The 23431-nt window shown below is 26.9% G+C and carries 24 protein-coding genes and 1 pseudogene; 17 read left to right on the top strand and 8 right to left on the bottom strand.

Going from position 1 to position 23431, the window contains the following annotated elements:
* Entirely contained in the window at positions 1-954 is a 954-nt protein-coding gene (gene corA, locus AAQM_RS09255) for a magnesium/cobalt transporter CorA (protein ID WP_129095818.1), read from the top strand.
* A 45-nt stretch (positions 955-999) separates the two neighbouring features.
* Positions 1000-1572, top strand: coding sequence for a GTP cyclohydrolase I FolE (gene folE, locus AAQM_RS09250; protein WP_129095817.1), 573 nt, complete (start codon positions 1000-1002; stop codon positions 1570-1572).
* A gap of 41 nt (positions 1573-1613) precedes the next feature.
* Here the strand turns inward: folE and AAQM_RS09245 are convergent, their stop codons facing one another.
* The 3 genes from AAQM_RS09245 to AAQM_RS09235 are packed head-to-tail and all read right to left on the bottom strand — an operon-like array spanning position 1614 to position 5872.
* A complete protein-coding gene (locus tag AAQM_RS09245) occupies positions 1614-3851 on the bottom strand; it encodes a bifunctional diguanylate cyclase/phosphodiesterase (protein WP_129095816.1) in 2238 nt (745 codons plus the stop codon).
* A 13-nt stretch (positions 3852-3864) separates the two neighbouring features.
* On the bottom strand, positions 3865-4506 hold the full coding sequence (locus AAQM_RS09240; protein ID WP_129095815.1) for a transglutaminase-like cysteine peptidase: 642 nt from the start codon (positions 4504-4506) through the stop codon (positions 3865-3867).
* Positions 4507-4561: 55 nt separating this feature from the next.
* The gene (locus tag AAQM_RS09235; protein ID WP_129095814.1) at positions 4562-5872 is read right to left on the bottom strand and encodes an MFS transporter; all 1311 of its coding nucleotides are present in this window, start codon (positions 5870-5872) and stop codon (positions 4562-4564) included.
* Positions 5873-5947: 75 nt separating this feature from the next.
* Here AAQM_RS09235 and AAQM_RS09230 point away from each other — a divergent pair, with 75 nt between their 5' ends.
* The gene (locus AAQM_RS09230; RefSeq protein WP_129095813.1) at positions 5948-6556 is read left to right on the top strand and encodes a non-canonical purine NTP pyrophosphatase; all 609 of its coding nucleotides are present in this window, start codon (positions 5948-5950) and stop codon (positions 6554-6556) included.
* Here AAQM_RS09230 and AAQM_RS09225 read toward each other — a convergent pair.
* Genes AAQM_RS09225 through AAQM_RS09210 form a run of 4 tightly spaced genes read right to left on the bottom strand, consistent with a single transcriptional unit; the run spans position 6549 to position 8238 of the window.
* Complete coding sequence (locus AAQM_RS09225; protein ID WP_129095812.1) at positions 6549-6872, bottom strand: hypothetical protein; 324 nt, start codon at positions 6870-6872, stop codon at positions 6549-6551. The two genes, AAQM_RS09230 and AAQM_RS09225, sit on opposite strands and share 8 nt — an antisense overlap.
* Positions 6869-7210 carry a hypothetical protein gene (locus AAQM_RS09220; RefSeq protein ID WP_129095811.1) on the bottom strand — a complete coding sequence of 114 codons (342 nt, stop codon included), beginning with the start codon at positions 7208-7210 and terminating at the stop codon, positions 6869-6871. Before AAQM_RS09220 ends, AAQM_RS09225 begins: the two co-directional genes overlap by 4 nt.
* Complete coding sequence (locus AAQM_RS09215) at positions 7200-7487, bottom strand: hypothetical protein (RefSeq protein ID WP_129095810.1); 288 nt, start codon at positions 7485-7487, stop codon at positions 7200-7202. Before AAQM_RS09215 ends, AAQM_RS09220 begins: the two co-directional genes overlap by 11 nt.
* A complete protein-coding gene (locus tag AAQM_RS09210; RefSeq protein WP_129095809.1) occupies positions 7474-8238 on the bottom strand; it encodes a pyrroline-5-carboxylate reductase in 765 nt (254 codons plus the stop codon). The genes AAQM_RS09215 and AAQM_RS09210 overlap by 14 nt, the downstream gene beginning before the upstream one ends.
* Positions 8239-8334: 96 nt before the next feature.
* Here AAQM_RS09210 and AAQM_RS09205 point away from each other — a divergent pair, with 96 nt between their 5' ends.
* The 6 genes from AAQM_RS09205 to AAQM_RS09180 all read left to right on the top strand — a co-directional run bounded on the left by AAQM_RS09205 (position 8335) and on the right by AAQM_RS09180 (position 13451).
* Positions 8335-8988, top strand: coding sequence for an outer membrane protein assembly factor BamD (locus AAQM_RS09205; RefSeq protein WP_129095808.1), 654 nt, complete (start codon positions 8335-8337; stop codon positions 8986-8988).
* A 39-nt stretch (positions 8989-9027) separates the two neighbouring features.
* A complete protein-coding gene (lon, locus tag AAQM_RS09200) occupies positions 9028-11451 on the top strand; it encodes an endopeptidase La (RefSeq protein WP_129095807.1) in 2424 nt (807 codons plus the stop codon).
* The gene (locus AAQM_RS09195; protein ID WP_129095806.1) at positions 11448-12044 is read left to right on the top strand and encodes a hypothetical protein; all 597 of its coding nucleotides are present in this window, start codon (positions 11448-11450) and stop codon (positions 12042-12044) included. The genes lon and AAQM_RS09195 overlap by 4 nt, the downstream gene beginning before the upstream one ends.
* Positions 12025-12564 (top strand): rhomboid family intramembrane serine protease, encoded by a 540-nt coding sequence (locus tag AAQM_RS09190; RefSeq protein WP_129095805.1) that lies wholly within the window; start codon positions 12025-12027, stop codon positions 12562-12564. The genes AAQM_RS09195 and AAQM_RS09190 overlap by 20 nt, the downstream gene beginning before the upstream one ends.
* A 230-nt stretch (positions 12565-12794) precedes the next feature.
* Positions 12795-12989, top strand: a complete 195-nt coding sequence (locus AAQM_RS09185; protein WP_129095804.1) for a zinc ribbon domain-containing protein — start codon at positions 12795-12797, stop codon at positions 12987-12989.
* Positions 12990-13001: 12 nt separating this feature from the next.
* On the top strand, positions 13002-13451 hold the full coding sequence (locus AAQM_RS09180; protein ID WP_129095803.1) for a low molecular weight protein-tyrosine-phosphatase: 450 nt from the start codon (positions 13002-13004) through the stop codon (positions 13449-13451).
* Positions 13452-13462: 11 nt separating this feature from the next.
* Here AAQM_RS09180 and AAQM_RS09175 read toward each other — a convergent pair whose 3' ends face one another.
* On the bottom strand, positions 13463-13699 hold the full coding sequence (locus tag AAQM_RS09175; protein ID WP_129095802.1) for a helix-turn-helix domain-containing protein: 237 nt from the start codon (positions 13697-13699) through the stop codon (positions 13463-13465).
* Positions 13700-13845: 146 nt separating this feature from the next.
* On the opposite strand from AAQM_RS09175, the gene AAQM_RS09170 reads away from it, so the two are divergent.
* From AAQM_RS09170 to AAQM_RS09135, 8 genes and pseudogenes are all read left to right on the top strand, one after another.
* Positions 13846-14229: a PAS domain-containing protein gene (locus AAQM_RS09170; protein WP_129095801.1), complete on the top strand. Its 384-nt coding sequence runs from the start codon at positions 13846-13848 to the stop codon at positions 14227-14229.
* Positions 14230-14587: 358 nt separating this feature from the next.
* A pseudogene (locus AAQM_RS09165) lies at positions 14588-15523 on the top strand (methyl-accepting chemotaxis protein); the annotation flags it as partial.
* 11 nt (positions 15524-15534) lie between these two features.
* A complete protein-coding gene (locus AAQM_RS09160) occupies positions 15535-16809 on the top strand; it encodes a diguanylate cyclase (RefSeq protein ID WP_129095799.1) in 1275 nt (424 codons plus the stop codon).
* Between the two features lie 22 nt (positions 16810-16831).
* On the top strand, positions 16832-18286 hold the full coding sequence (locus AAQM_RS09155; protein WP_129095798.1) for a protein adenylyltransferase SelO: 1455 nt from the start codon (positions 16832-16834) through the stop codon (positions 18284-18286).
* Positions 18287-18411: 125 nt separating this feature from the next.
* Positions 18412-19020: a TetR/AcrR family transcriptional regulator gene (locus AAQM_RS09150; protein WP_164967066.1), complete on the top strand. Its 609-nt coding sequence runs from the start codon at positions 18412-18414 to the stop codon at positions 19018-19020.
* The gene (locus tag AAQM_RS09145; protein WP_128987029.1) at positions 19010-19237 is read left to right on the top strand and encodes a DUF2798 domain-containing protein; all 228 of its coding nucleotides are present in this window, start codon (positions 19010-19012) and stop codon (positions 19235-19237) included. Before AAQM_RS09150 ends, AAQM_RS09145 begins: the two co-directional genes overlap by 11 nt.
* Before the next feature lie 9 nt (positions 19238-19246).
* Positions 19247-20290 (top strand): efflux RND transporter periplasmic adaptor subunit, encoded by a 1044-nt coding sequence (locus tag AAQM_RS09140; protein WP_129095796.1) that lies wholly within the window; start codon positions 19247-19249, stop codon positions 20288-20290.
* A gap of 8 nt (positions 20291-20298) precedes the next feature.
* Positions 20299-23430, top strand: coding sequence for an efflux RND transporter permease subunit (locus tag AAQM_RS09135; protein WP_129095795.1), 3132 nt, complete (start codon positions 20299-20301; stop codon positions 23428-23430).
* Position 23431 lies beyond the last annotated feature (1 nt).

Genomic DNA, 23431 nt, shown 5'->3' with positions numbered 1-23431 from the left:
TTGATTAATTGTTATGTAAAAAAAGGTAATAAACTTACAATAGTTGAAGGAATAGAGTTTCTTGATACTAATGAAGATAAAAACAGTGTAATTTGGATAGATATGCTTTTACCAACTATTGATGAAATAAAAGCTGTCGAAAATATGTTTGATATGAAATTTCCTACAAAACAAGAGAGTGAGGAAATTGAGCTTAGTTCTAGATATTGGGAAGAAAATAATAGAATAGAAATAAATAGTTATTTCTTGGTAAATGAAAATAATCAAGCATCAAATGAAACCGTATCTTTTATTTTACAAGGAACACTTTTGATTTCTGTAAGATATAAAAAATTACAAAGTTTTGATACCTTTACTAAAAAACTTTTAATTTCACCACGAGAGTTTAGAACAGGTTATTCTATTTTTTGTCAAATTATTGATATTAGAATTGATGCTGATGCTGATACAATTGAAAATTTATCAAAAGAGATTACAAAAATTAGAAAACATGTATTTACAGATTATTCAAATGATGATGAAGAGATTCTTGAAAAAATCTCTACTTTTGAAGATTTAAATATGAAAATTAGAGAAAATCTTACAGATAAACAAAGAATTCTAAACTCTTTATTGAAATCTCAAAAGTTTGTTGATGATAAACAAGAATTACCAATTATGTTAAAAGATATTAAATCATTAATAGATCATACAAATTTTAATTTTGAAAGATTAGACTACTTACAAAATATTTTTATTGGTGTTTTAAGTATCGAACAAAATAAAGTAATTAAAATATTTACAATTGTAAATGTAATATTTCTTCCACCAACATTGATTGCTAGTATGTATGGTATGAACTTTGATTTTATGCCTGAATTACATTGGGAATATGGTTATTTATTCTCAATTATATTTATGATTTTAGCTTCAGTTACTCCACTTTTAATTTTTAAAAAGAAGGGTTGGATTTAGTATTTTAATAAATATTAATAATAATTTTAAAAGGAAAAAAATTTAATGCATAGTGAAATAGAATTTGAAAATGCCATAAAAACAATGTTAGAGCATATTGGAGAAGATGTAAATCGTGAGGGTTTAATCGATACTCCAAAAAGAGTAAGAAAAGCTTATGAATTTATGTGTAGTGGATATAAACAAGATCCAAAAGAGATTATTCAAAAAGCTTTATTTACTTCAACAAATGATGAAATGGTAGTTGTAAAAGATATAGAATTTTACTCTTTTTGTGAACATCATATGTTACCAATTATTGGAAAAGCTCATGTTGCTTATATTCCAAATGGAAAAGTTATTGGACTTTCAAAAATTCCAAGAGTGGTTGATGTTTTTGCAAGAAGATTGCAAATCCAAGAACAATTAACTGAGCAAATTTGTGATGCTTTAAATGAACATTTAAAACCAAAAGGTGTCGCAGTTATGATTGACGCAAGACATATGTGTATGGAAATGAGAGGAGTTGAAAAAATTTGTTCAACTACTGTAACTTCAGCACTTAGAGGACTATTTAAGTCAAATAAGGGAACTAAAGATGAGTTTTTATCAATAATTGCTCAATCATTACATAAATAAAAGGGATAGGATATAGAGTTCAGAAGAAATCTTCTGAACTCTTATCTACTTGCTGCGTATAAGTTGTGTTTTTTTATAAATTCAAAATCTTCATCTTTTTGAACATTTTCTGCAAATACTTTAATATTTAAAAGAGTTGCTAATTCACAAATAGATTCAACAAAACTTTGTTTTGAAGGGTCATTGTTTATTTCACTAGTATAGTCTCTTGCAAGTCTTATATAATCTAAATTGAAGTCTTTTATATTATTAAGTGGTATAAATTTAGTTTCAAATCTTTTTATGATAACTTTAGCTCCATACTTATGCATTTCATCAACAAAGAATTTAAATTTATCAACATCTTTTGCAACAGCATAAGCAGTAGCACTAAACACAAGTTGAGAAGCAATACTTTTATGTTCAAGCAGTTTTTTCTCCAACCATGCAATAAATGCGGTATTATTTATAGACTCCAAAGATAAATTTATAGAAATATCATGTTTTATATTATTTATTAAAATATGATTTATTACTTTTTCAATAACTTTTTTATCAAAATCAACAATTTTTTCATATTTTTCAGCAATAGAAACAAATGTTCCAATAGCAATATTTCTATCATCTTTATCTTTAATACTTGTAAATGCTTCTTCCATAACAATTTTTTGATTTGATTCATCTAATTTTTTGCATTCACCTATATATTTCACATCAAATTTAGCATTATCAATAATATCAAAAATAAATTCTCTCCAACTTTGCATATCTTTTACAAGCTCATTTGTATCAGTTATAAAAAACTCATTTTGTCCTATTAAAGTTGCTTTCTCATAAGCTTGATTTGCACTTTGTAAAATTTCAGGAGTTGTTCCTATTGGATTAAATGGAGTTGCTCCAATATGAAGTAAATCTTTTTTATTAAATTCAAGTGATAAATTTTCAAAGTTTTTTTGTAATAATCTTGTAAATTCAACGGCATTTTCATAAGTAAAATTTTGTGCAATTAAAGCAAACTCAGAACCAAAAAATCTATAAGCAGTTATTTTAGAGTTATCATTTAATTTTGTAGTTTCTAAGATATTTGCAAATTTTTTAATAAATTGATTTACTTCATTATTTGTATGAGATTTTGCAAAAGATGCTAAATCAAAAATTTTGATAACAAAGATATACCCAGTTGATTTATGAATAAACATCTGTTTCATATCAGTTTCAAAAGTTTGTTTTAGATTTAATCCTGTAACTTCATCTAAAGAGAGTTTTTTTGTTAGATTTTCTAAAGTATTATTTAATCTATTTATAATTGCTTCAATTTTACTTGACATATCGTTAAAGGCTATTGCAACAGCTTTTATTTCAGTTGTCCAAGGAAGTTTTTCTATTTTCCCAAATTTTCCAATTGCTATATCATTTGCAAGTTTTTCAAGTTTTTTAAGTGGTTTTAAAATATATTGAACGAATACAAATAAAATAATCATTGAAATAATAAAAGCAATAATTGCATAAATAATTGCACTTTTTACTTGAGTATAAAGTTTGTCATAAGCTTCTCCAGGATTTGCACTTACAAATATAATAGCACTTGTCTTCCATCCATCATTTATTTCACTTGATTGTTCTTCTAAATTAATTGGAATTAAATCAATAAACCATTGTGGAACAGAATCAAATTTTATATCTCTTGATACTTGAACTAAAATTTTATTTAAAGTAAGCGTTGCAGATGTTTCAATAGTTTTATCTTTATTAACTGCACTAAAATTAAAAGTAACTTTTGTATCACCATGAGAATCTATATTTGGAATAAAATGATAGATATTTTCACTAGGAAGTTTCTGTATTTGAACTTCTTCTTTTTCTAAATTAGAATCTACTGTTGGATTCATTAATGCAAGTAACTCTTTTTCGAAATCATCACTTAAAGTATTTATCTCTATTCTTCCTATTTTTTCATCAACTCTTAGATTTGTGATTTTCCAAATAGAGTCATCTAAATCTTTTGAAGCTTTGATTATTTCACTCTCTTTTATAGTAAATAAAACATCTTCTAATCTTATTTCTTTATAAAATCCACTATTTGAAATGGCATTTATAACTGATTCTATTTCAGGATTTGTTTTATCTTTTAAAAGATTTTTTAGACTCATCCCCAATGAAGTTGCTGTATCTTGAGCTTTTGTTATTGATTCAACTTCCAAATACTCTTTAGTATTTTTAACACTAATTAAAAAATTACCTGTAAAAATCATAAAAAATATTATTGCTATGATTATATATAGTTGTTTAGACAAAGACATTTTAGTTCCTTTTTTAAAATCTACTCATTAAATCTTTCCAAGATTTAAGGTTATTGTTTCCTACTCTTGATTCACCTTTTGTTTTTGCTTGCCATAAGCCTGAAGCATTAAAACTATAAACAGGCTTTAAATCAGGTCTTTTTGAAGCAGGTTGTAAACTTTTGTTTATATTATCCAAAACAATAGGTTCAGCACCAACTTTATGATAATAAGTTAAAACCATATGAGCCTCTTCATATTTACTATTTAATTTTCTATATGTAACGTAGGTAATTCTCAGTTTATCTTCTGGGATTCCTAAATTTATTAATGAAAAATATTTTGCAATAGCATAATCTTCACAATCTCCAGCACCTGTTCCCATAAATTCTATAGGCGTAGCCCAATAATCTTTTTTCTTCCAATGAGCTAAATCTGTTTTATATGGAATTTTATTAAAAAAATCATTTACATTTTTTAGTTTATTCAATGTGGATTCATTTTTTGAAGATTGAATTAAAGAGTCCCATTGTTCAACTCTTTGTTTTGCTTGTTTTCCATATTTTTTCTCTATTTGAGCAATTTGTGTAGGAGAAATATAGAAATTCTTTGATGCAGTTAAAAATAAAGAGAATAAAGGGATAAGAAAAAATGATATAAAAAACATTTTTTTCATCTTATCTCCTTTTTTTATTATTATGTTATCTAATCTTAGATTAAAATAAAAGAGATTATCTTAAAAGATTTTTAATCGCCTCTTCATCTATTTTTTCATTATCATATTTTATTGCAATAATATTTTCTGTGTTATTAATATACCACTCATCAATTGCATCATTATTTAATTTCCCACTATTTTCTAAATGGAATTCATTTAAAGATAGATATAAAAATTTCTTTTTAGATGGATTTGCCATAGTTATAATTAAAACACCCCAAATTAGACAAATTACAGCAATTATAATTACTAATGTTGATAAAGAAACATCTTCATAAAACATACCACCAAGTAATCCGCCAAGAAAAGTTCCTAAATAACCAGCTGAATTAAAAATTCCTAAAACTAAACCTCTTTGGTGAACTTTTGCAAATTTTGAGGCAAGAGATTGCATAATTGGTTCATGCATATTAAATCCAATAAAAAATATTACAACTCCAATTACAAATATAGTTGCTGTTGTACTAAATCCAATTATTAGATATGAGATAGCAAAAAAAACAATACCGATGATTAAAATTTCTCTAAATTTTCCTTTTTTTTCTGCAATAATAGCAGCAGGTGCCATAGATAAAAATCCAAAAATCATAGCAGGAAGATAAACTTTCCATAAATCAGACATTTCCCAACCATAAGTTTTTATTAAAATCATTGGAATAATCATAAATGCAAAAGTCATCAAACCTTTTTGTAAAAAGTTTGTAAGATTCATTTTTATCAAATTTATATTCCCAAGAATAGGAGCTAATTCAACTTTATTGTTGTAAGTATGAGTTATTTGTGGAGGATTTGGAACTAATTTTATTAAAACAAAAATAGAACCTAAAGCTATAATCATAGTTATATAAAATAGAGCTTCAACACCTAAATTAGAACCTAGTGTAGGTCCTGCAATCATAGATGCTGCAAAAGCAACTCCTATAAACATTCCCATTGTTGCCATAGCTTTTGCTCTTTGTTCTTCTTTTACAAGGTCACTAATTGTTGCTGTTACAACAGCACCAATAGCACCAGCACCTTGAAGAAGTCTTCCAAGTAATAAAGAATAAATATCTGTTGAAATTGCACAGATTAAAGAACCAATAGCAAAAAGCACTAATCCCATAATAATAGTGCCTTTTCTTCCTAGTTTATCACTAATTATTCCAAATGGAACTTGAAAAATCATTTGTGTTAGGGCGTACCCACCTATTACAATTCCAACTAAAGTTGGAGTTGCTCCTTCTAAATTCATAGCATATACTGATATTACTGGTAAAACTAAAAATAGACCAAAAAATCTTAGCGCGATAATCAAACTAAGAGGTAAAACTGATTTAATCATATATAATCCTAAACATATTATAATCTGTGGGGATTATAGTTAAATATAGTTAATAATAGGTTGAAAAGGATAGTAGTGAAAATTGTATTAGCTTCAGCAAATAAAGGAAAAATATTAGAGTTTGAAAAACTTATGCCAAATGATGAGGTGGTGGCATTTAGCCAGATTTTAGGGACTATTGACATAGATGAAGACCAAGATAGCTTTAAAGGAAATGCTATAAAAAAAGCTAAAACTATTTATGATTTATTAATAAGTAAAGATTATGAAAATTACAAAAATGTCATTGTAATATCAGATGATTCAGGGATTAGTGTTCCAGTATTAAATAATGAACCTGGAATTTATAGCGCTAGATATGCAGGAATTAATGCAAGTGATAAAGAGAATAATAAAAAATTAATAGAGAATTTAAATAAATTAAATATTGAAAAAACATCAGCTTTTTACACAGCTTGTATAGCGATTGTTTATCAAAATGAAGTTTATACAGTTCATGGTTGGATGCATGGAAATGTTATAAATAAAGAATTAGGTGAGGGTGGATTTGGATATGACCCTATGTTTATTCCAAATGGTTTTGATAAAACTTTGGGAGAGTTAGGTTATGAAGCTAAAAAAGATTTTTCTCATAGAACTAAAGCTTTAAATTTAGCTAAAAAAGTTTTAGAAGTTATTATTTGATTATTTTTTCATAAATTGAAATATCGTAATCTTTAGCTTTAACGTATAAATTTACAAGATATTTTGAATCTTCAAAAGTGATATTTGCATAAATATCAAAAAAACCATCTTCTATTTGAAGATGGTTTATTCCTTTTAAATCATAATCTTTTATGAATTCTTTAAAAAAACTCATATGATTTTTTGCTTGGATATATAAATACTGATTTGTTAAATTTTCACTTCTTAAAGCTTTTGTTTCTAAAATAGAAAGACTAAAATATGAAAAAAAAGAGATTAAAACTATGGTTATTAGTAGTGTGTATGATTTTTTCATAATGGAATCTTCCAAGTTTGAATAATTTTATTTTTTAGATTTATATAAATAGTGATATTTGTAGAGGTTTTATTTAAATTAAATTCTCTTACATCTTTTAAAAGTAAAGAGTTCTCAAAATATAGATTATTGTTTGAATAGCTTAGTTTTTCTATACTATTTTTATTTTTTTCAATAAATATTTTTGTTGCTAAGAAATCGATTTTATCAATTTCTAATTGTTGGGTTTGTTTGTTTTCTAGAATTAATTCTTTTGTATAAAGAGTTGAATAAATTATTACAATTGATGAAATTATTAGAGTTAAAATTATTTCTAAAAGTGAAAAACTATTTTTCATATTTGAAAAGCTTTATATTTTCATTTTCAAACTGATATTTAAACAGAGTTAAATTTTCACTTTCAACTCTGTTTTTTATAATTTGAACATTTTGTGAAGTTTTAGAAAAGTTTTCATAATTTTTATTATCAAAACTATTTTCTAAATCATTTAAAAGCATAAAATTTACATTTTCTTTTTCATCATAATAAGTAGAATATTTAAATCCAGTTATTACAACTACTAAAAAAGTTATGCTAATTAGAGTTTCAAGTAGCGTAAAACTATTTTTTTCCAAGTTCTAATGCTTTATTGTAAGCTTCTTCAACTGCTTTAATCATAGCATTTCTAACACCATGTTCTTCAAGTTTTCCATATCCAGCAGCTGTGGTTCCACCAGGACTCATAACAGAATCTTTGATAATTGCAGGATGTGAATGTTTTAAAAGTGATGCTGTTCCTGAAAATAAACCTTGAACTAATTGAGTACTTAAATGTCTTTCAAGTCCAGCTTTTACAGCACCATCTGCTAAAGCTTCAGCAACTAAAGCTAAAAAAGCAGGACCGCTACCAGCAACTGCTGTTGCTATATCTAGTTGATTTTCAGTATTAACCCAAATAGCTTGACCTATACTATTAAAAATTTCCATAGCTAGAGTTTTTGCTTCATTATCTCCTGTGATTGTTGTCATTGAGTTTTGAACTGAAGCTGCAATATTTGGCATAGTTCTTATGTAATATTTTGATTTTATTTGTTTTCTTAAAGTTTCAAGTTTAGTTCCTGCTAATATTGATAATAAAACATTTGCATTTCCTGTAAGTCTTGCTGAAACACTTTGTAGTGCATAAGGTTTTACACAAAAAATAACATTTTTACCAGTAATATCTTCTTGATCATCCAATACCTTTATTTTTATTTGAGGCATTTTTTCTTGAATATTTTTCAATTTATCTAAATCTCTACCAATAATCTCTACTTCATGATTTTTAACAAGTCCTCTTGCAAGAGATTGAGCCATAATTCCATTGCCTATTAATGTTAGTTTCATAATTATTACCTTCTAAATTCTTTTTCAAAAATTATAGCAGATAATTCCTAAGGTAGGATTGGATAGAATAACACTTTCATGAGAAAGGATATTAAAATGATAAAAAGTTTGAAATTGAAAAATCTATTATTAATAGCTTGTGCAACCTTTGTATTCACAGCTTGTTCTTCAAAAGAGGAGCAAGAATATAATAAGCCAGCTCTTTATTGGTATAACAAAATGATGAAGCAAATATCTTCAGGAGATTTAGACCAAGCAGATGATACTTATACATCTTTGGAAAGTGAACATAGAAATTCACCATTTATTCCAAGTGCTATGTTAATACTTGTAAATGCTCACATTGACGAAGAACAGTATGCTTTAGCAAATTTTTATTTAGATGAATACATTAAAAGATTTGGATTAAGTAAAGATATTGATTATGCTAGATATTTAAAAATTAAAGCAAACTTTTTAGGATTTAGATATCAGTTTAGAGATCAGCAATTGATGGAAGATACAATCGCACAAATTCGAGATTTTAAAACTAAATATAAAAATTCACCTTATATGCCTTTAGTTGATACAATAAATTCAAGATTATATATGGCTAAGGCTTCTATGGATAAAGAAATTGCTGAACTTTATATCAGAAAAGATAAACAAGCTGCAGCAACTTTTTATGAACAAAAAGTTCAGAATTCTTGGGTAAATCCAGCAGAAATAGAACCTGTTAAAGTACCATTTTATAGATCAATATTTGAATAATTTTAATAAATTATAATATTTTTTAGGAGTTAAATAAAAATGGAATTAGAAAATTATGATGAATTTCCACAAACTATACCATTGATTATTGAAGATGATATATTTTTATATCCTTTTATGATTGCTCCTTTATTTTTAGGGAATGAGCAAAATATTAAAGCAGTTGAATATGCAATTGAACATAACAAATTAGTAGTAGTAACTGTTTCAAAACATGGAAAAGAGGGGAAAAGAGAAGCTGACTCTTTCTATGATGTTGGAGTTGTTGGAAATATAATGAGAAAAGTATCTTTACCTGATGGAAAGATAAAAGTTCTTTTTCAAGGATTAACAAAAGGTAAAATTACAAACTTTAATCCTGAAGAACCTTTATTTTCAGGAGTTGATATTTTAAAAAGTGAAGAAGGAAATGAACAAAGTATAAAATCAGTAATTGAAGTTTTAATTGACAATATAAAAAAATTATCAAGATTAAATTCAAAATTTCCAGCTGATTTAGTAAAAACTATTGAAGAGAATGATGATGCTACAAGAATTGCTGATTTAATCTCTTCAGTTTTAAAAGTAAAAAAAGATGAAGCTTATAAACTTTTTTCTCAAACAAATATAGAACAAAGATTACTTGATATTATTGAAGTTATTAAAAAAGAGATAGAATCATTTAAAATTCAAAAAGAGATTACACAAAAAGTAAATTCAAAAATAGAGAAAACTCATAAAGATTATTTTTTAAAAGAACAAATCAAAGCTATTCAAAAAGAGCTAGGTGGCGATAATCAAAAAGATGAAGAAATAAAATCTTATAAAAAAAGATTAAAAACTAAAAAAGAGTTTATGCCAAAAGAGGCTTATAAAGAGACAAAAAAACAGATAGAGAAATTAGGTAGAATGAACCCTGATTCTCCGGATGCTTCACTTTTACAAACTTATGTTGAGCAAGTTTTAGATATTCCTTTTGGAGAATATGCAAATGAAAAAATCTCTGTAAAAAGTGTAGAAGAACAGCTAAATAAAGACCACTATTCTTTAGTAAAAGCAAAAGAGAGAATTTCTGAATATTTTGCGGTTAAACAACTACTTGAACAAAGAAATATTGAAGATTTAAAATCTAAAGGTACTGTTTTGTGTTTTGTGGGACCTCCAGGTGTTGGTAAAACTTCACTTGCAAACTCTATATCAAAAGCACTACAAAGACCACTTATTAGAGTTGCTCTTGGTGGAATGGAAGATGTTAATGAGTTAAGAGGACATAGAAGAACTTATGTTGGAGCAATGCCAGGAAGATTAATCAAAGGATTAATTGACGCTAAAAAGATGAATCCTGTTATGGTTTTAGATGAGATTGATAAACTAGGAGCAAACCATAGAGGTGACCCAACAGCAGTAATGCTTGAAATTTTAGACCCAGAACAAAACCATGAATTTAGAGATTTGTATCTAAATTTCCCAGTTGATTTATCTCAAGTAATTTTTGTTTCAACTGCAAATGATGCTAGAAGAATTCCAGCCCCTTTAAGAGATAGAATGGAGTTTATTGAAATTTCTTCTTATACTCCAAATGAGAAATATCATATTGCAAAAGATTATTTAATTCCTCAAGAGTTAGAAAAACATGGACTTAAAAAAACAGAAGTTAGTCTAAATAAAGCAACAATTGAGATGATAATAGGAAAATATACAAGAGAAGCTGGAGTTAGAAATCTAAGAAGAGTTTTCTCTAAACTATTTAGAAAAGTTGTAAAACAGATTTTAAATGATGAAACAGTTGAAAAAGTAACAATTGCTACAAAAGATTTAAAAACATATTTAGATAATCCAATTTTTGAAATCGACCCAGCTGATAAGAAAAATTCTGTTGGAATTGCAAATGGACTAGCTTGGACAGCAGTTGGTGGAGATGTTTTAAAAATTGAAGCAATTAAACTAAAAGGAAAAGGAACTTTAGCAGTTACTGGAAATTTAGGTGAAGTTATGAAAGAGTCTTCAAGAATCTCTTATTCTGTTGTAAAAGTTCTAATTGATGAGGGTTCTTTAAAAATTGATGAAGCTATTATTCCAAAAACTGTAAAAGAGGAAGAGGAAAAACAAAAGATAGAAGCAAGTGAAGTTTATAAAAGATATGACATTCACTTACATATTCCAGAAGGTGCAACTCCAAAAGATGGACCAAGTGCTGGTATAACTATGGCACTAACAATAGCTTCTGTTTTAAGTAATAAACCAATCAAAGCAGATGTTGCAATGACTGGAGAACTTACTCTTTCTGGAAAAGTTTTACCAATTGGTGGATTAAAAGAGAAATTAATTGCAGCATATAAAGCAAAAATGAAAAAAGCTTTAATTCCTAGAAAAAATTTCGATAGAGATTTAGATGAAATTCCAGAAGAGGTAAAAGCTTCAATGGAAATAAAAGCAGTTGATACAATAGAAGATGTTTTAAAAGAGGCATTAGTTAATCAATGAGCAAATCAAGACGACAGAGTCTAATAGTAAATAATTTTTTTACTTTAGCCTCTATCGTAATCATATCTATTACTTTAGTTTTATATTCAAAATATATTTTAAATGATGGTTATGAAGAACCTACTAAAGAGATTGTAACTCCACTTTCTTGTGAAAAAGAGATTTTTTCTGTTTCAAAAGTTTATAATCAAGAACTTCTAAACGAATCTATGAAGGCTTTATATAGAGGTTTTTATAAATTAGAAGGAAGTTATAAAAAATCCCAGCAAACTCATACTATTATTGAAGATTTTATTACTTTGGATGAATTAGATGGTTATTATATAAAAGCTATTGAAAAAACTCCTAAAGAGAATAAAAACAAATATCTAACCATAAAATATGAGATTTTAGAATATGATAAAAATGATGCAAATAAAAAATTAAGTAATTGCAAATTTTGTTCAGGAGCTATCTTGACCTCTTTTTTAGCAGGTGAAAAAGAAATATTTAAATTTTATATTGATTTTAGATTATATGATAAAAATGAGATAGCTTCAAAAATAGATTGCACTATAAAGGTATATGAAAACAATGTTAAAAAGATTCAGTAAAAAAGATTTTACAGCTACAAATATTTTGATAATTATTACAGTTTTAATGTATATAATTCAAATAAATATCTCTCAAGGTGGTCTATTTTTAGGACTAAATCTCTATTTCTTAGTTTATGATTTTTGGTGGCAACCACTAAGTACGATGTTTGCCCATGGAGGAATAGCTCACCTTGGTATGAACATGTTTGTTTTATGGCAATTTGGAAATCTAATAGAGAGATTTAGAGGTGCAAAAGAGTTAGTGGCTCTTTATTTTATAACAGGAATTGTTACTTCTTTACTCTCTTTTTTATACATATTTTATTTAGACCCACAAGTAAATCTAGTAGGAGCTTCGGGTGCTATTTGTGCTTTACTTGGATATGTAGCATATTTTGATAAAACGCAAAGAAATGGGATAATAACTTGGGTTTTACTAATCTCGGTAGCACCACTATTAATAGGACTTCCAATTGCTTGGTATGCTCACTTTATTGGTTTTGGTATTGGGTTTTTATATGCAATTATAAGAAGATAGTTAGTTATTTACAAAATAAGTAACTATGCTCATCACAAATAAAACAATTGCCATCCCAATAAAAATATCTTTAAGTGTAACAGTTGGATTTAAAATACCACAGTAGGGGCATTGTCTTTTTTTAGGTTCGATTTCATTTTTACAGTTTTTACAAGTAGCGATGGAATATCCTTTGAAATTTTTGAAATAGTAGCATATTTATAATTTAAATAAATAATAAAAGGAAATAGATGCAAGAGATACATATTCAATGTCCTTATTGTTTACAAGCAATCTCTATTTTATTGGATTGTGGAGTGTTTGAACATACAACAGTTATTGAAGATTGTGAAGTTTGTTATAGACCTATAGAAGTTTCATATATAGTTGAAAACGGTGAAATAAAAACATATTCATACAATAGCATAGAAGGAAATGAGTTTTAAAATGGAGTTAAAATGGAAGTAAAATCGATTTTATTTGTGTGTTTAGGAAATATTTGTAGGTCGCCAATTGCCCAAGGGGTTGCGCAAAATTATATAAAAGAGAAAAAATTAGATTTACACATAGATAGTGCAGGAACAGGAAGTTGGCATGTAGGTGAAGCACCTTGTGAAAACTCTATAAAAGTAGCCCTTTTAAATGGTGTTGATATTTCTAGACAAAAAGCAAGACAAGTAAAAAAAGAGGATTTCAAAAAATTTGATTTAATAGTTGGACTTGATAATAGTAATGTTCAAAATCTAAAAAATCTAGGTTGTAAAAATCCACTAAAATTAGGAGATTTTGGTTTTGATGGAAAGTGCGTTCCTGACCCATACTTTTTTGAAGGTTTTGAAGGATTTGATAAAGTTTATGAAATGATTGATATTTGTGTTAGAAATTTGATTGATGAGCATTTAAAATAAAAAATAAATACTCATTTTTTTGGTAGAAAATCTACAACTTCCATATTGAAAGCTTTAGCAATTTTACAAAGATGAACTAAATTGTAGTTTACTCCATGTTTTCTAGTCTCTATTTTTGCTATATAATTTGGAGAAGAAAAATTTAAAATATTTGCAAGTTTTAATTGACTAATCTTTCTTTGATTTCTCTCTTGTTTTACTTTCTCAACAACTTTATCTAAAAAATATTCAGGATTTTCTTCAAACAAATCAACCACCTAGAAGTTTTTGAGAATTATAGTAATAAATACTTATTCATAACAAACACTTATAAGTTGTTGTTAATAATAATTAAAGTAATATTTTTATATGAGATAAAAATTATCCTATTTAAAAATTTATCAGGAGAGAATAAATGAGTAATGAGATTGAAATGCAAAAAGATATGATTATAGTTACAGAAACTGATTCCAATGGAGTGATAAAGTTTGCAAATGAAGATTTTTGTAAAATTGCTGGATACAGTTTAGAAGAGTTAATGGGATCACATCATAATAAAGTAAGGCATGAGGATATGCCAAAGGCTGCATTTGGTGATTTATGGAAAACAATAAAGAGTGGAAATATTTGGAAAGGTATAGTAAAAAATAAAACAAAAAATGGAGATTATTATTGGGTAAATGCAACAGCTTATCCTTCGAAAACTTCGGATGGTGAGTTAAGATATATTTCAGTAAGAGTAAAACCAACTAGTGAAGAGATTTTAAATGCTCTTGAACTTTATAAAACTTTGAAATAAGGAATTTAAAATGGGAATTTACTTAGGAAATACAAATGACTCTATTATAATAGTTGAAGTTTTAGATTTAATTGAAAAATATTTAGAGAATGAAATAAATAGTTTACCAAATGAAGTGGAAAAGAGATTAGATAGTTTATCAAAAATTAAAGCACCAATAAAAAATAAATTAAGTTCTATTTGTAAAACAATAAATAAAAGAAATAATGATGAATTATTGATTTATGGTGAATTAATGCTTGTATCAGAAAAAATGAAAAGAGGAGATTTTACAGATATTATTTATCATACAAAAACTTCAAATGTAAAATTAAATTATATAGCAACCACAATAAATGAATTAAATAAAGAAATGAAAAAAAATATTGATGTTGTTTTGAAGGTATTATCAGAATTTAGTAATTATAAATATTTAAGTAAACTTGATACTAAAAATGTATATGGTGATTTTAATACGTTATTTAAAGGAATAAATAAACTTCAAGAAAATATTACAGCAATGTTAATAGAAAATAAGGCAAATGGATTAACATTAGATGAAAGTTCAAATATTTTACTCGAAAATGTAGATAGGTTAAACACTAATTCTACTGCGGCAGCAGCAAGTTTAGAACAAACAGCAGCCTCACTTGAACAAATTACTGCAAATATAAGAAATAATACACAAAATATTGCAAAAATGGCTAATTATTCAAAAAATGTAACTACATCTTCTAATCATGGAGAAAAACTAGCAAATCAAACAACAGTTGCAATGGATGAAATAAATACTCAAGTAAATGCGATAAATGAAGCAATAAGTGTGATAGATCAAATAGCATTTCAAACAAATATTTTATCTTTAAATGCAGCAGTAGAAGCAGCAACTGCTGGAGAAGCTGGACGTGGATTTGCAGTTGTTGCACAAGAAGTACGAAATTTAGCATCAAGAAGTGCTGAAGCAGCTAAGGAGATAAAAACAATAGTAGAAAATGCAACTTCAAAAGCTAATCAAGGGAAAAATATATCTAATGATATGATAAAAGGTTATAAAGAGTTAAATGAAAATATTTCTTATACAATTAATCTAATTAGTGATATAGAAGTATCTAGTAAAGAACAACTTTCTGGAATTGAGCAAATTAATGATGCTTTAACTAGCCTAGACCAACAGACTCAACAAAATGCACAAATAGCTTCTCAAACTCATGATGTAGCAATATTAACAGATGAAATAGCAAAGCTTGTTGTAAATAATGCAGATGCAAAGGAGTTTGAAGGTAAAAGTAATGTTAAATCAAAAACTAAAGTCTAAAAAGGTTAATCTTGAAAATCTTATATGTTGAGAATGATAAAAAATTAATTGCTTGTATAGATAAACATTGTTCAAAAACTACTCATGAAATTATTTTGATAGAGAGTGTAATAGATGCTTTATTATGTTTAAAAGAATCAAATGAAGTAGAGTTGATTATAACGGAATTAAATCATTTAGAATTGGATATTTTATCTTATTTAAAAGAGATAAGAAATTTAAAAAAAGATATTCCTATTATAATAACTTCAAATAATTTAGACTTAAAAGTATCTTTGAAAGAATTCTCTGAATTAAATATTTTAAGTGTATTAGAAAAACCTTTTGATTTTGATAAGTTAAAAATGTTGATAGAAAAATTAGATGAAAATAAAAGAAGTTTTCATTATAAAGAAAAAATAAGGGAATTAAAATTATTTATAAAACCTTTTAAAGAATTCTCATTTTATTCAGAAACAGATTTAGAAGGTAAAATAGTAGATATAAGTGATTCGTTTTGTCATTTAGTTGGATTTAAAAAAGAGGAATTAATAGGAAAAAAGCATTCTATTTTTAAACATCCAATGGAAGATAATACAAAATATAAAGAGATTTGGAAAAATCTTCTCAATGGTAACAGTTGGGTAGGCGAATTGAAATGTTTGGATAAATTAGGAAATGATATTTGGTATAAAACAATAATATTTCCTAAAAGAAATGAAAATCAAGAAATTATTGGCTATGCTGCTAAAAGACAAGATATTACAGAAAAGAAATATGTTGAACTTTTAAGTATAACAAATGATTTAACAGGTTTATATAATAAAAGATTTTTTAAACAGACTTTGGAAAATGAAAGAAATAGAGTAAGAAGAGATAAAAAAAACTTAGTTTTTATAATGATAGATGTGGATAATTTCAAAAAATATAATGATTTATATGGACATTTAAAAGGTGATCAAGTTTTAAAACAAATAGCAGAAATATTAAAAATAAATTCGAGAAGAACAAATGATTTTGCTTTTAGATTAGGTGGTGAAGAATTTGCAATAATTACATCAATCACACCAACTTTAAGTTTATCAAAAATTATAAGATACACAGAAAAAATAAGAAAAGAAGTCTTAAACAAAAGAATAGAGCATTTAAGAAATGAGAATATAGGTTTTGTAACAGTTTCTTTGGGTGTATTTAATTATAAATTAGAAATGAATTATAGTTGCGATGAAATTTACAGATTTGCAGATATTGCTTTATATGAAGCGAAAAACTCAGGAAGAAATAAAGTTGTTATATATAATAAATAGAGATTAAAAAAAGAGAAAAACTATGAAATTAAATGAGCTAAAACTAGAAGTTGATTACTTTGAGTTTGATGAAAACTTATACCAAAAAGTAAAACCAACACCACTAAAAAATCCAAAACTTGTATCTTTTAATAAAAAAGCTTGTGACTTGATAGGCTTAGACTATAAAGAGTGTGAAACAGAAGAGTTTTTAGAGTTTATGAATGGAACAAAAGTATTAAATGGAAGTATTCCATATAGTATGGTTTATGCCGGTCATCAGTTTGGTTATTTTGTACCACAACTAGGAGATGGAAGAGCTATAAATCTTGGTAGCGTAAATGCTTGGCATTTACAAACAAAAGGTTCAGGACTTACACGTTATTCAAGAAGAGGAGATGGAAGAGCAGTTTTGCGTTCATCAATTAGAGAGTATTTGATAAGTGAACACATGCACGCTTTAAATATTCCAACAACAAGAGCTTTAGCAATTATTGATTCTCAAACTTTTGCCCATAGAGATTGGGAAGAAGAATCATGTGCTATTGTTCTTAGAATGTCACCTTCTTGGATAAGAATAGGAACTTTTGAGTTTTTTGCAAGAACAAAAAATGCAAAAGAGAATCTTAGTTTATTAGCTAATTATGTGATAAATCAATCATATCCTCATCTAAAAGATGAAAAAAACAAATATGAAAAAATGTTTTATTCTTTGGTAGATAAAAGTGCTGAACTTTTGACTTTATGGCAGGTTTATGGTTTTCAACATGGAGTTATGAATACAGATAATTTTTCAGTTGCAGGTCTTAGTATTGATTATGGTCCATTTGCTTTTATGGATTATTTTGAAAAAAATTCTATTTGTAATCATACAGATGAAGAGGGAAGATACTCATACAACAATCAACCATACATAGCAAGATGGAATTTACTTGTTTTAGCAAATGCTCTAGCTGGAATTTGTGATGAAAATAGACTAAAAGAGTATATGAAAACTTTTTTGCCACAACATGAAAAAGTCTATTTAGAACTTATGAATAAAAGATTAGGTTTAGATGCTTCAAAAAGTGGAAATGGAAATCTTTATTTGATTTTGGAACTTTTAGGAAGTTTGGAAAGTTCAAAGATGGATTATAATGTTTTCTTTTATAGACTTACAAATCTAAAATCTTTTGATGATTTGAGTTCTATTTTGGATATTGCAGTTTTTCAAGAGCCACTCAAAAAATGGTTTGAGAGTTATGAAAAAGTGTGTAATGAACAAAATACAACTTTTGAGTCAAGATACGAAATTATGAAAAAAGTAAATCCAAAATATATTTTAAAAAACTATATCATTCAAGAAGCTATAGAAAAAGCTCATGAAGGTGACTATACTTTGGTAAATGACTTACTAAAAATCGCTCAAAATCCTTTTGATGAACATAAAAATTTTGAAAGATATGCCCAACCAACACCTATGAAATATTCAAACATAAAACTTAGTTGTTCTTCATAAATAAGAGTATTCCTCTTATTTTGACCAATGGTCAATAATTTAAAAAAAATTAAGTTTTTATGTGTATACTTCCATCCTTGACCGACCGTCAGTCAATAAATAAATCTATATTTTTAGAGGTAATAATGGCACCAAAAGTTGTAGATAAAGAGCAAAAAAGAAGAGAAATAGCTATTTCGTGTAAAGATTTAATTTTTGAAGTTGGAATAAGAAAATTAACAGTTGCACAAGCTGCAAAAATAGCAGGAATAGGAAAAGGTACTATTTATGAATATTTTGAAAATAAATATGACATTGTTTTTGAAATAATAAATATTAGTATTGAAGAGTATCATCAAGAATTTTTAAAAGTAATAAAAAATACAAAAAGTACAAAAGAAAAAATTTACTATTTTTTCAAATTTGTTTTAGATGATAGCGATGAAAATATGAAACAATTTAATGCTTATAAAGATTATTTATCAATTGTTTTAAGTGATGATAATCAACTAATGAAAAAATACAACGATACTTGTCATATATTTTTTAAAGAACAGTTAGAAAATGTTATTAATGAGGGTATAAAAAGTAATGAGTTAATACCACAAGCTAAAAATTTTATAGATGGATTATTGGTTTTTGAAAAAGGTTTGGTTTTACAAAAAATGACACAAGAGAATTTCGATGTGTCAGATGTTTGTAAAAGATTTATAGATAACTTATTTGATTTAATAGAGGTAAGAGATGATAAATAAAAAGTATGAAAGAGTAGTTTTCGCATTTTTTATGGGAATGTTTATGAGTTTTATCATGAGTTTTATAATTACATATATAAATGTGGGCTTTGTAGAGAATTTTATATCAATATGGATAAAAGCATTTCTTATAGCTTTTGCTTGTGCATTTCCTATAATAACAATTGTAGCTCCAATTGTTCATAAAATTGTTCATAAATTAGTAATAAAAATATAAAGGTAAAGAATGTTAAAAAAAATATTATTAAGTACGGTTTTTGCTTTTTGTGTTTTAAATGCACAAGAAGCACCAAAAGCTTCATTGGTTGAAGTTGAAACTTTAAAAAAGCAAGAAATAAATGATTTACAAGAGTTTGTAGGAACTGTAAATTTTGATAAAAAATCAAAAATTGCAAGTGAAAGTTCAGGACTTATTAAAAAAATAAATTTTGAAGTTGGGCAAAAAGTAAAAAAAGATGAGGTTTTAGTAAATATTGATTCTGATATTTTAGATGCACAAATAAAAGCTTTACAAGCAGAAGTTAATATGTATGAAGTTCAGCTAAAAAATGCAAAAAAGAATTATGAAAGATATATGGCATTAGTTGAAAAAAAATCTATTGCTCAAAAAGTTTTTGATGACTCTAAAACAGATTTTGATGTGGCAAATCAAAATTTCATTTCTGCTAAAGCAAAATTAAATGAATTAAATATTCAAAAATCTAAAAAAACTATAAAAGTACCATTTTCAGGTGTTATTGTTGAAAAAAATATAAATTTAAATGAGTGGTTAAATCAAGGAACACAAGTAGCAACAATAGTAAACACACAAGAGTTAGAGATAGTATTTAATCTTCCTATTTCATTTATAGATGGTTTAAAAAGTGGTGATGTTTATGATGTAGAGGTTGCTAATAAAACTTTAAAAGCTACTTTATTTGCAGCTATTCCAAGTGGAGATAAATTAACTAGAACTTTTCCTGTAAGATTTAAAGCAGAGAGTTTTGATGGTTTTGTTTTTGATGGAGCAAGTGCAAAAATAAAATTTGCTAAAGATTCAAAAAGTGAAGCTTTAGTAATAAACAGAGATGCTGTTATAAAAAGATTTGATATGGATGTGATTTTTGCAGTTGTTGAAAATAAAGCTGTGATGATACCTGTTAAAATAATCACTTATTCAGGAACAAATGTAGCTATTGAAGCAAATGGGTTAGTTGATGGAATGCAATTGGTTACAAAAGGTAATGAGAGAATTTTCCCTGATATGCCAGTTCAAATTTTGAATAAATAGGAATAAATATGGATTTAATAAAATTTTCAATTAAAAATCCTGTAACTATTATTGTTGCTGTTTTAATTGTTGTTTTATTTGGATTAATTTCATTGGGTAATTTACCTTATCAATTAACTCCAAATGTTACAAAACCAGAGATTAAAATCACAACAGTATGGCCAGGTGCAACTCCTTATGAAATAGAAAGAGAGATTATAGAAGAGCAAGAAGATGCTTTAAAAAGTTTGAATAATTTAGTCGAATATGAATCATCTTCTTCTGATAATTCAGGTGAAATAACGCTTACTTTTAAACTTGGAACTGATATTCGAGTAGCACTTCAAGATGTTTCAAATAAATTAAATGAAGTTAGTTCTTATCCTGATAATGTTGATGAACCAATTATCGAAACAGCAACGGCAAGTCCAGTTATTTGGATGATGTTACAAACTTTAGAAGAAAATAATAGACACATTGATGAATATAAAACTTTTTTTGAAAATGAAATAAAACCTATTATCAAAAGAGTTGATGGTGTTGCTGGAACTATGGGAGGAGGTGGAAGAGAACAAGAGATGCAGATAAATCTTGATGTAAATAAATTAGCTGCATTTAATCTTACAATTCCACAAGTTATTGGTATTTTACAAAGTGAAAATATCGATGTTTCAGCTGGAACTTTAAATATGGGAAGACGTGCTTATAGAATAAGAACTGTTCACAAATTTACTACGCCTCAAGATATAGAAGATATTATTTTAGTTTCTAATCAAGAACAAAGAGTAAGAGTTGGGGATATTGCAAAAGTTGATTTTGGATATGAAACTCCAAGTACAGTAGCCATGTTTTTAGGAAAAGATGGAATATTTTTAGGAGTTCAACCAAGCGCTGATGCAAATATTGTTCAATTAACAAATGATGTTGAAAAAGTAGTGAATGAACTAAATGAAAATATTTTAAAAAAAGAGGCTTTAAATATAAAATGGTTGTATGACCAAAGACCTTATATTGTAGGTTCTGTTGATTTAGTTAAACAAAATATTATTATTGGTGGTGTTTTAGCTGTATTTATCTTGATTTTATTTTTAAGAGCGGTTTCTCCAACGGCTGTTGTTGCTGTTGCTATTCCTATTTCTGTTATTGGAACATTTATTATACTTGAATCAATGGGAAGAAGTTTAAATACTATTTCACTTGCTGGAATCTCTTTTGCTGTTGGTATGCTTGTTGATAGTGCTATTGTTGTTCTTGAAAATATTGATAGGCATAGAAAAGAGGGAATGAGTATTTCTGAAGCTGCTTATAAAGGTACAAAAGAGGTTTGGGGAGCATTAATAGCTAGTGCATCTACAACTATGGCTGTTTTTTTACCTATTGTTTTTTTACAAGACGAAGCAGGTCAGTTATTTAAAGATATTGCAATTGCAGTTGTTGCTGCTGTAACTTTCTCTTTATTTGTTTCTATTTCTGTTATTCCGATGCTTTGGAAAAAGTTTGCAAGTATTAGTGGAAAAGAGCCAAGAGGAGAGAGTAATCTTACAAATTTTGGAAATAGAATTGTAAAAGTTTTTATGAGATTTGTTAATTGGTCACTGAAATCTGTAATGACAAAAGTTATAACAATTTCAAGTTTGGCACTTTTTTCTGTTTTAACTATTTGGGCATTATTTCCAAAAATGGACTATTTACCTCAAGGAAATAAAAACTTGATTTTTAATATTCTAATAACACCTCCTGGGCTTTCTTATGAAGAAAGATATAACATGGGAGCTTACTTGATGAAGAGTGTTGAGCCAAATATTGGAAAAGATGTAGATGGAGTTCCTGGAATAAATAGAGCATTTTTTGTTTCATTTGGAGATTTTAATCTTTTTGGTGGAACATCAATGCATGAAGATAGAGCAAAAGAGTTAATACCATTTTTTAGACCTATTATCAATTCTATGCCTTCTGTTTTTGGAGTTTCTCTTCAATCAGGAGTTTTTGAAAGTGGAATAGGTGAAGGAAAAACTGTAAATATAGATATAAGTGGTGAAAAAATAGAAGAGATAGCAAATGTTGGAGCAACTTTATTTATGGCTAGTTCTCAAGCTATACAAGGAGCACAAGTAAGACCTGTTCCATCTATTGAGTTACTTTATCCAGAAGTTAGAATTAAACCAAATCAAGATTCTTTAAAAGCATTGGATTTAAGTTCTAATGATTTAGGAATTATGGCTGATGTTTTGATGAGTGGTAGAAAAATATCAGATTTTGAACAAGATGGTAAGAAAAAAATAGATTTAGTTTTAAAAGCAAATGATGAGCAGATTAAAACACCTGAAGATATATTATCTTCATTAGTTGTTGTTCCAAATGGCTCTTTAGTTCCTTTTTCTTCTTTGGCAAGTGCCCAAGCAACAACAGGAATTAGTGAGATTAGACACTTAGATGGTAAAAGAACAATTACTTTACAAATTACACCACCTAATAATATGACTATTCAAGAAACGATGGGTATTTTAGATGTGATGATTGAAAAATTAAAAAGTGAAGGAAAAATTCCAGATAATTTAACTATTGGTATTAGTGGAACAGCTGATAAATTAACTGAAACAATAGGAATGTTAAGTCTGAATTTTTTACTTGCATTAGTTATTGTTTATTTATTAATGTCAGCGTTATTTGGAAACTTTTTATATCCAATAGTTATTATGTTCACTGTTCCACTTGCAACTGCTGGTGGGTTTATCGGACTTGCTTTAACAAATAAGTTTTTAGAGCCACAGCCACTTGATGTATTAACAATGCTTGGATTTATTATTTTAGTAGGAATTGTTGTAAATAATGCAATTTTGATTGTTCATCAAAGTTTAAATCTGATAAGAGATGAAGGATACGAACATAAAAGAGCAGTTATTGAAGCTACAAGAACAAGAATAAGACCTATTTATATGAGTTCTTTAACTTCTATTTTTGGAATGCTTCCTTTAGTTTTAATTCCAGGTCCAGGAAGTGAGTTTTATAGAGGACTAGGTTCTGTTATTACAGGTGGTTTAGCTTTTTCTACTATTTTTACAATTTTTGTTACACCTGCTTTATTGATGTTTTTCATCAAATTAGAACAAAGAGTTTCAAAAGGTAAAAAAGTTGAAACAATAGATTTAAGTAAGGCATAAA

This window comes from Arcobacter aquimarinus (genome assembly GCF_013177635.1).
In the GTDB taxonomy this organism is placed as follows: domain Bacteria; phylum Campylobacterota; class Campylobacteria; order Campylobacterales; family Arcobacteraceae; genus Aliarcobacter; species Aliarcobacter aquimarinus.
This window is presented reverse-complemented; position numbering and strand designations above follow the sequence as displayed.

What these genes read in the sequence shown, in the direction of transcription:
- AAQM_RS09185 (WP_129095804.1), top strand. Translation starts at nt 12,795, where the DNA reads ATGCAAGAGATACATATTCAATGTCCTTATTGTTTACAAGCAATCTCT.
- AAQM_RS09205 (WP_129095808.1), top strand. Translation starts at nt 8,335, where the DNA reads ATGATAAAAAGTTTGAAATTGAAAAATCTATTATTAATAGCTTGTGCA.
- AAQM_RS09220 (WP_129095811.1), bottom strand. Translation starts at nt 7,210, where the DNA reads ATGAAAAATAGTTTTTCACTTTTAGAAATAATTTTAACTCTAATAATT.
- AAQM_RS09195 (WP_129095806.1), top strand. Translation starts at nt 11,448, where the DNA reads ATGAGCAAATCAAGACGACAGAGTCTAATAGTAAATAATTTTTTTACT.
- AAQM_RS09150 (WP_164967066.1), top strand. Translation starts at nt 18,412, where the DNA reads ATGGCACCAAAAGTTGTAGATAAAGAGCAAAAAAGAAGAGAAATAGCT.
- AAQM_RS09240 (WP_129095815.1), bottom strand. Translation starts at nt 4,506, where the DNA reads ATGAAAAAAATGTTTTTTATATCATTTTTTCTTATCCCTTTATTCTCT.
- AAQM_RS09190 (WP_129095805.1), top strand. Translation starts at nt 12,025, where the DNA reads ATGTTAAAAAGATTCAGTAAAAAAGATTTTACAGCTACAAATATTTTG.
- AAQM_RS09155 (WP_129095798.1), top strand. Translation starts at nt 16,832, where the DNA reads ATGAAATTAAATGAGCTAAAACTAGAAGTTGATTACTTTGAGTTTGAT.
- AAQM_RS09170 (WP_129095801.1), top strand. Translation starts at nt 13,846, where the DNA reads ATGAGTAATGAGATTGAAATGCAAAAAGATATGATTATAGTTACAGAA.
- AAQM_RS09145 (WP_128987029.1), top strand. Translation starts at nt 19,010, where the DNA reads ATGATAAATAAAAAGTATGAAAGAGTAGTTTTCGCATTTTTTATGGGA.
- AAQM_RS09245 (WP_129095816.1), bottom strand. Translation starts at nt 3,851, where the DNA reads ATGTCTTTGTCTAAACAACTATATATAATCATAGCAATAATATTTTTT.
- AAQM_RS09235 (WP_129095814.1), bottom strand. Translation starts at nt 5,872, where the DNA reads ATGATTAAATCAGTTTTACCTCTTAGTTTGATTATCGCGCTAAGATTT.
- AAQM_RS09210 (WP_129095809.1), bottom strand. Translation starts at nt 8,238, where the DNA reads ATGAAACTAACATTAATAGGCAATGGAATTATGGCTCAATCTCTTGCA.
- AAQM_RS09135 (WP_129095795.1), top strand. Translation starts at nt 20,299, where the DNA reads ATGGATTTAATAAAATTTTCAATTAAAAATCCTGTAACTATTATTGTT.
- AAQM_RS09225 (WP_129095812.1), bottom strand. Translation starts at nt 6,872, where the DNA reads ATGAAAAAATCATACACACTACTAATAACCATAGTTTTAATCTCTTTT.
- folE (WP_129095817.1), top strand. Translation starts at nt 1,000, where the DNA reads ATGCATAGTGAAATAGAATTTGAAAATGCCATAAAAACAATGTTAGAG.
- AAQM_RS09180 (WP_129095803.1), top strand. Translation starts at nt 13,002, where the DNA reads ATGGAAGTAAAATCGATTTTATTTGTGTGTTTAGGAAATATTTGTAGG.
- lon (WP_129095807.1), top strand. Translation starts at nt 9,028, where the DNA reads ATGGAATTAGAAAATTATGATGAATTTCCACAAACTATACCATTGATT.
- AAQM_RS09140 (WP_129095796.1), top strand. Translation starts at nt 19,247, where the DNA reads ATGTTAAAAAAAATATTATTAAGTACGGTTTTTGCTTTTTGTGTTTTA.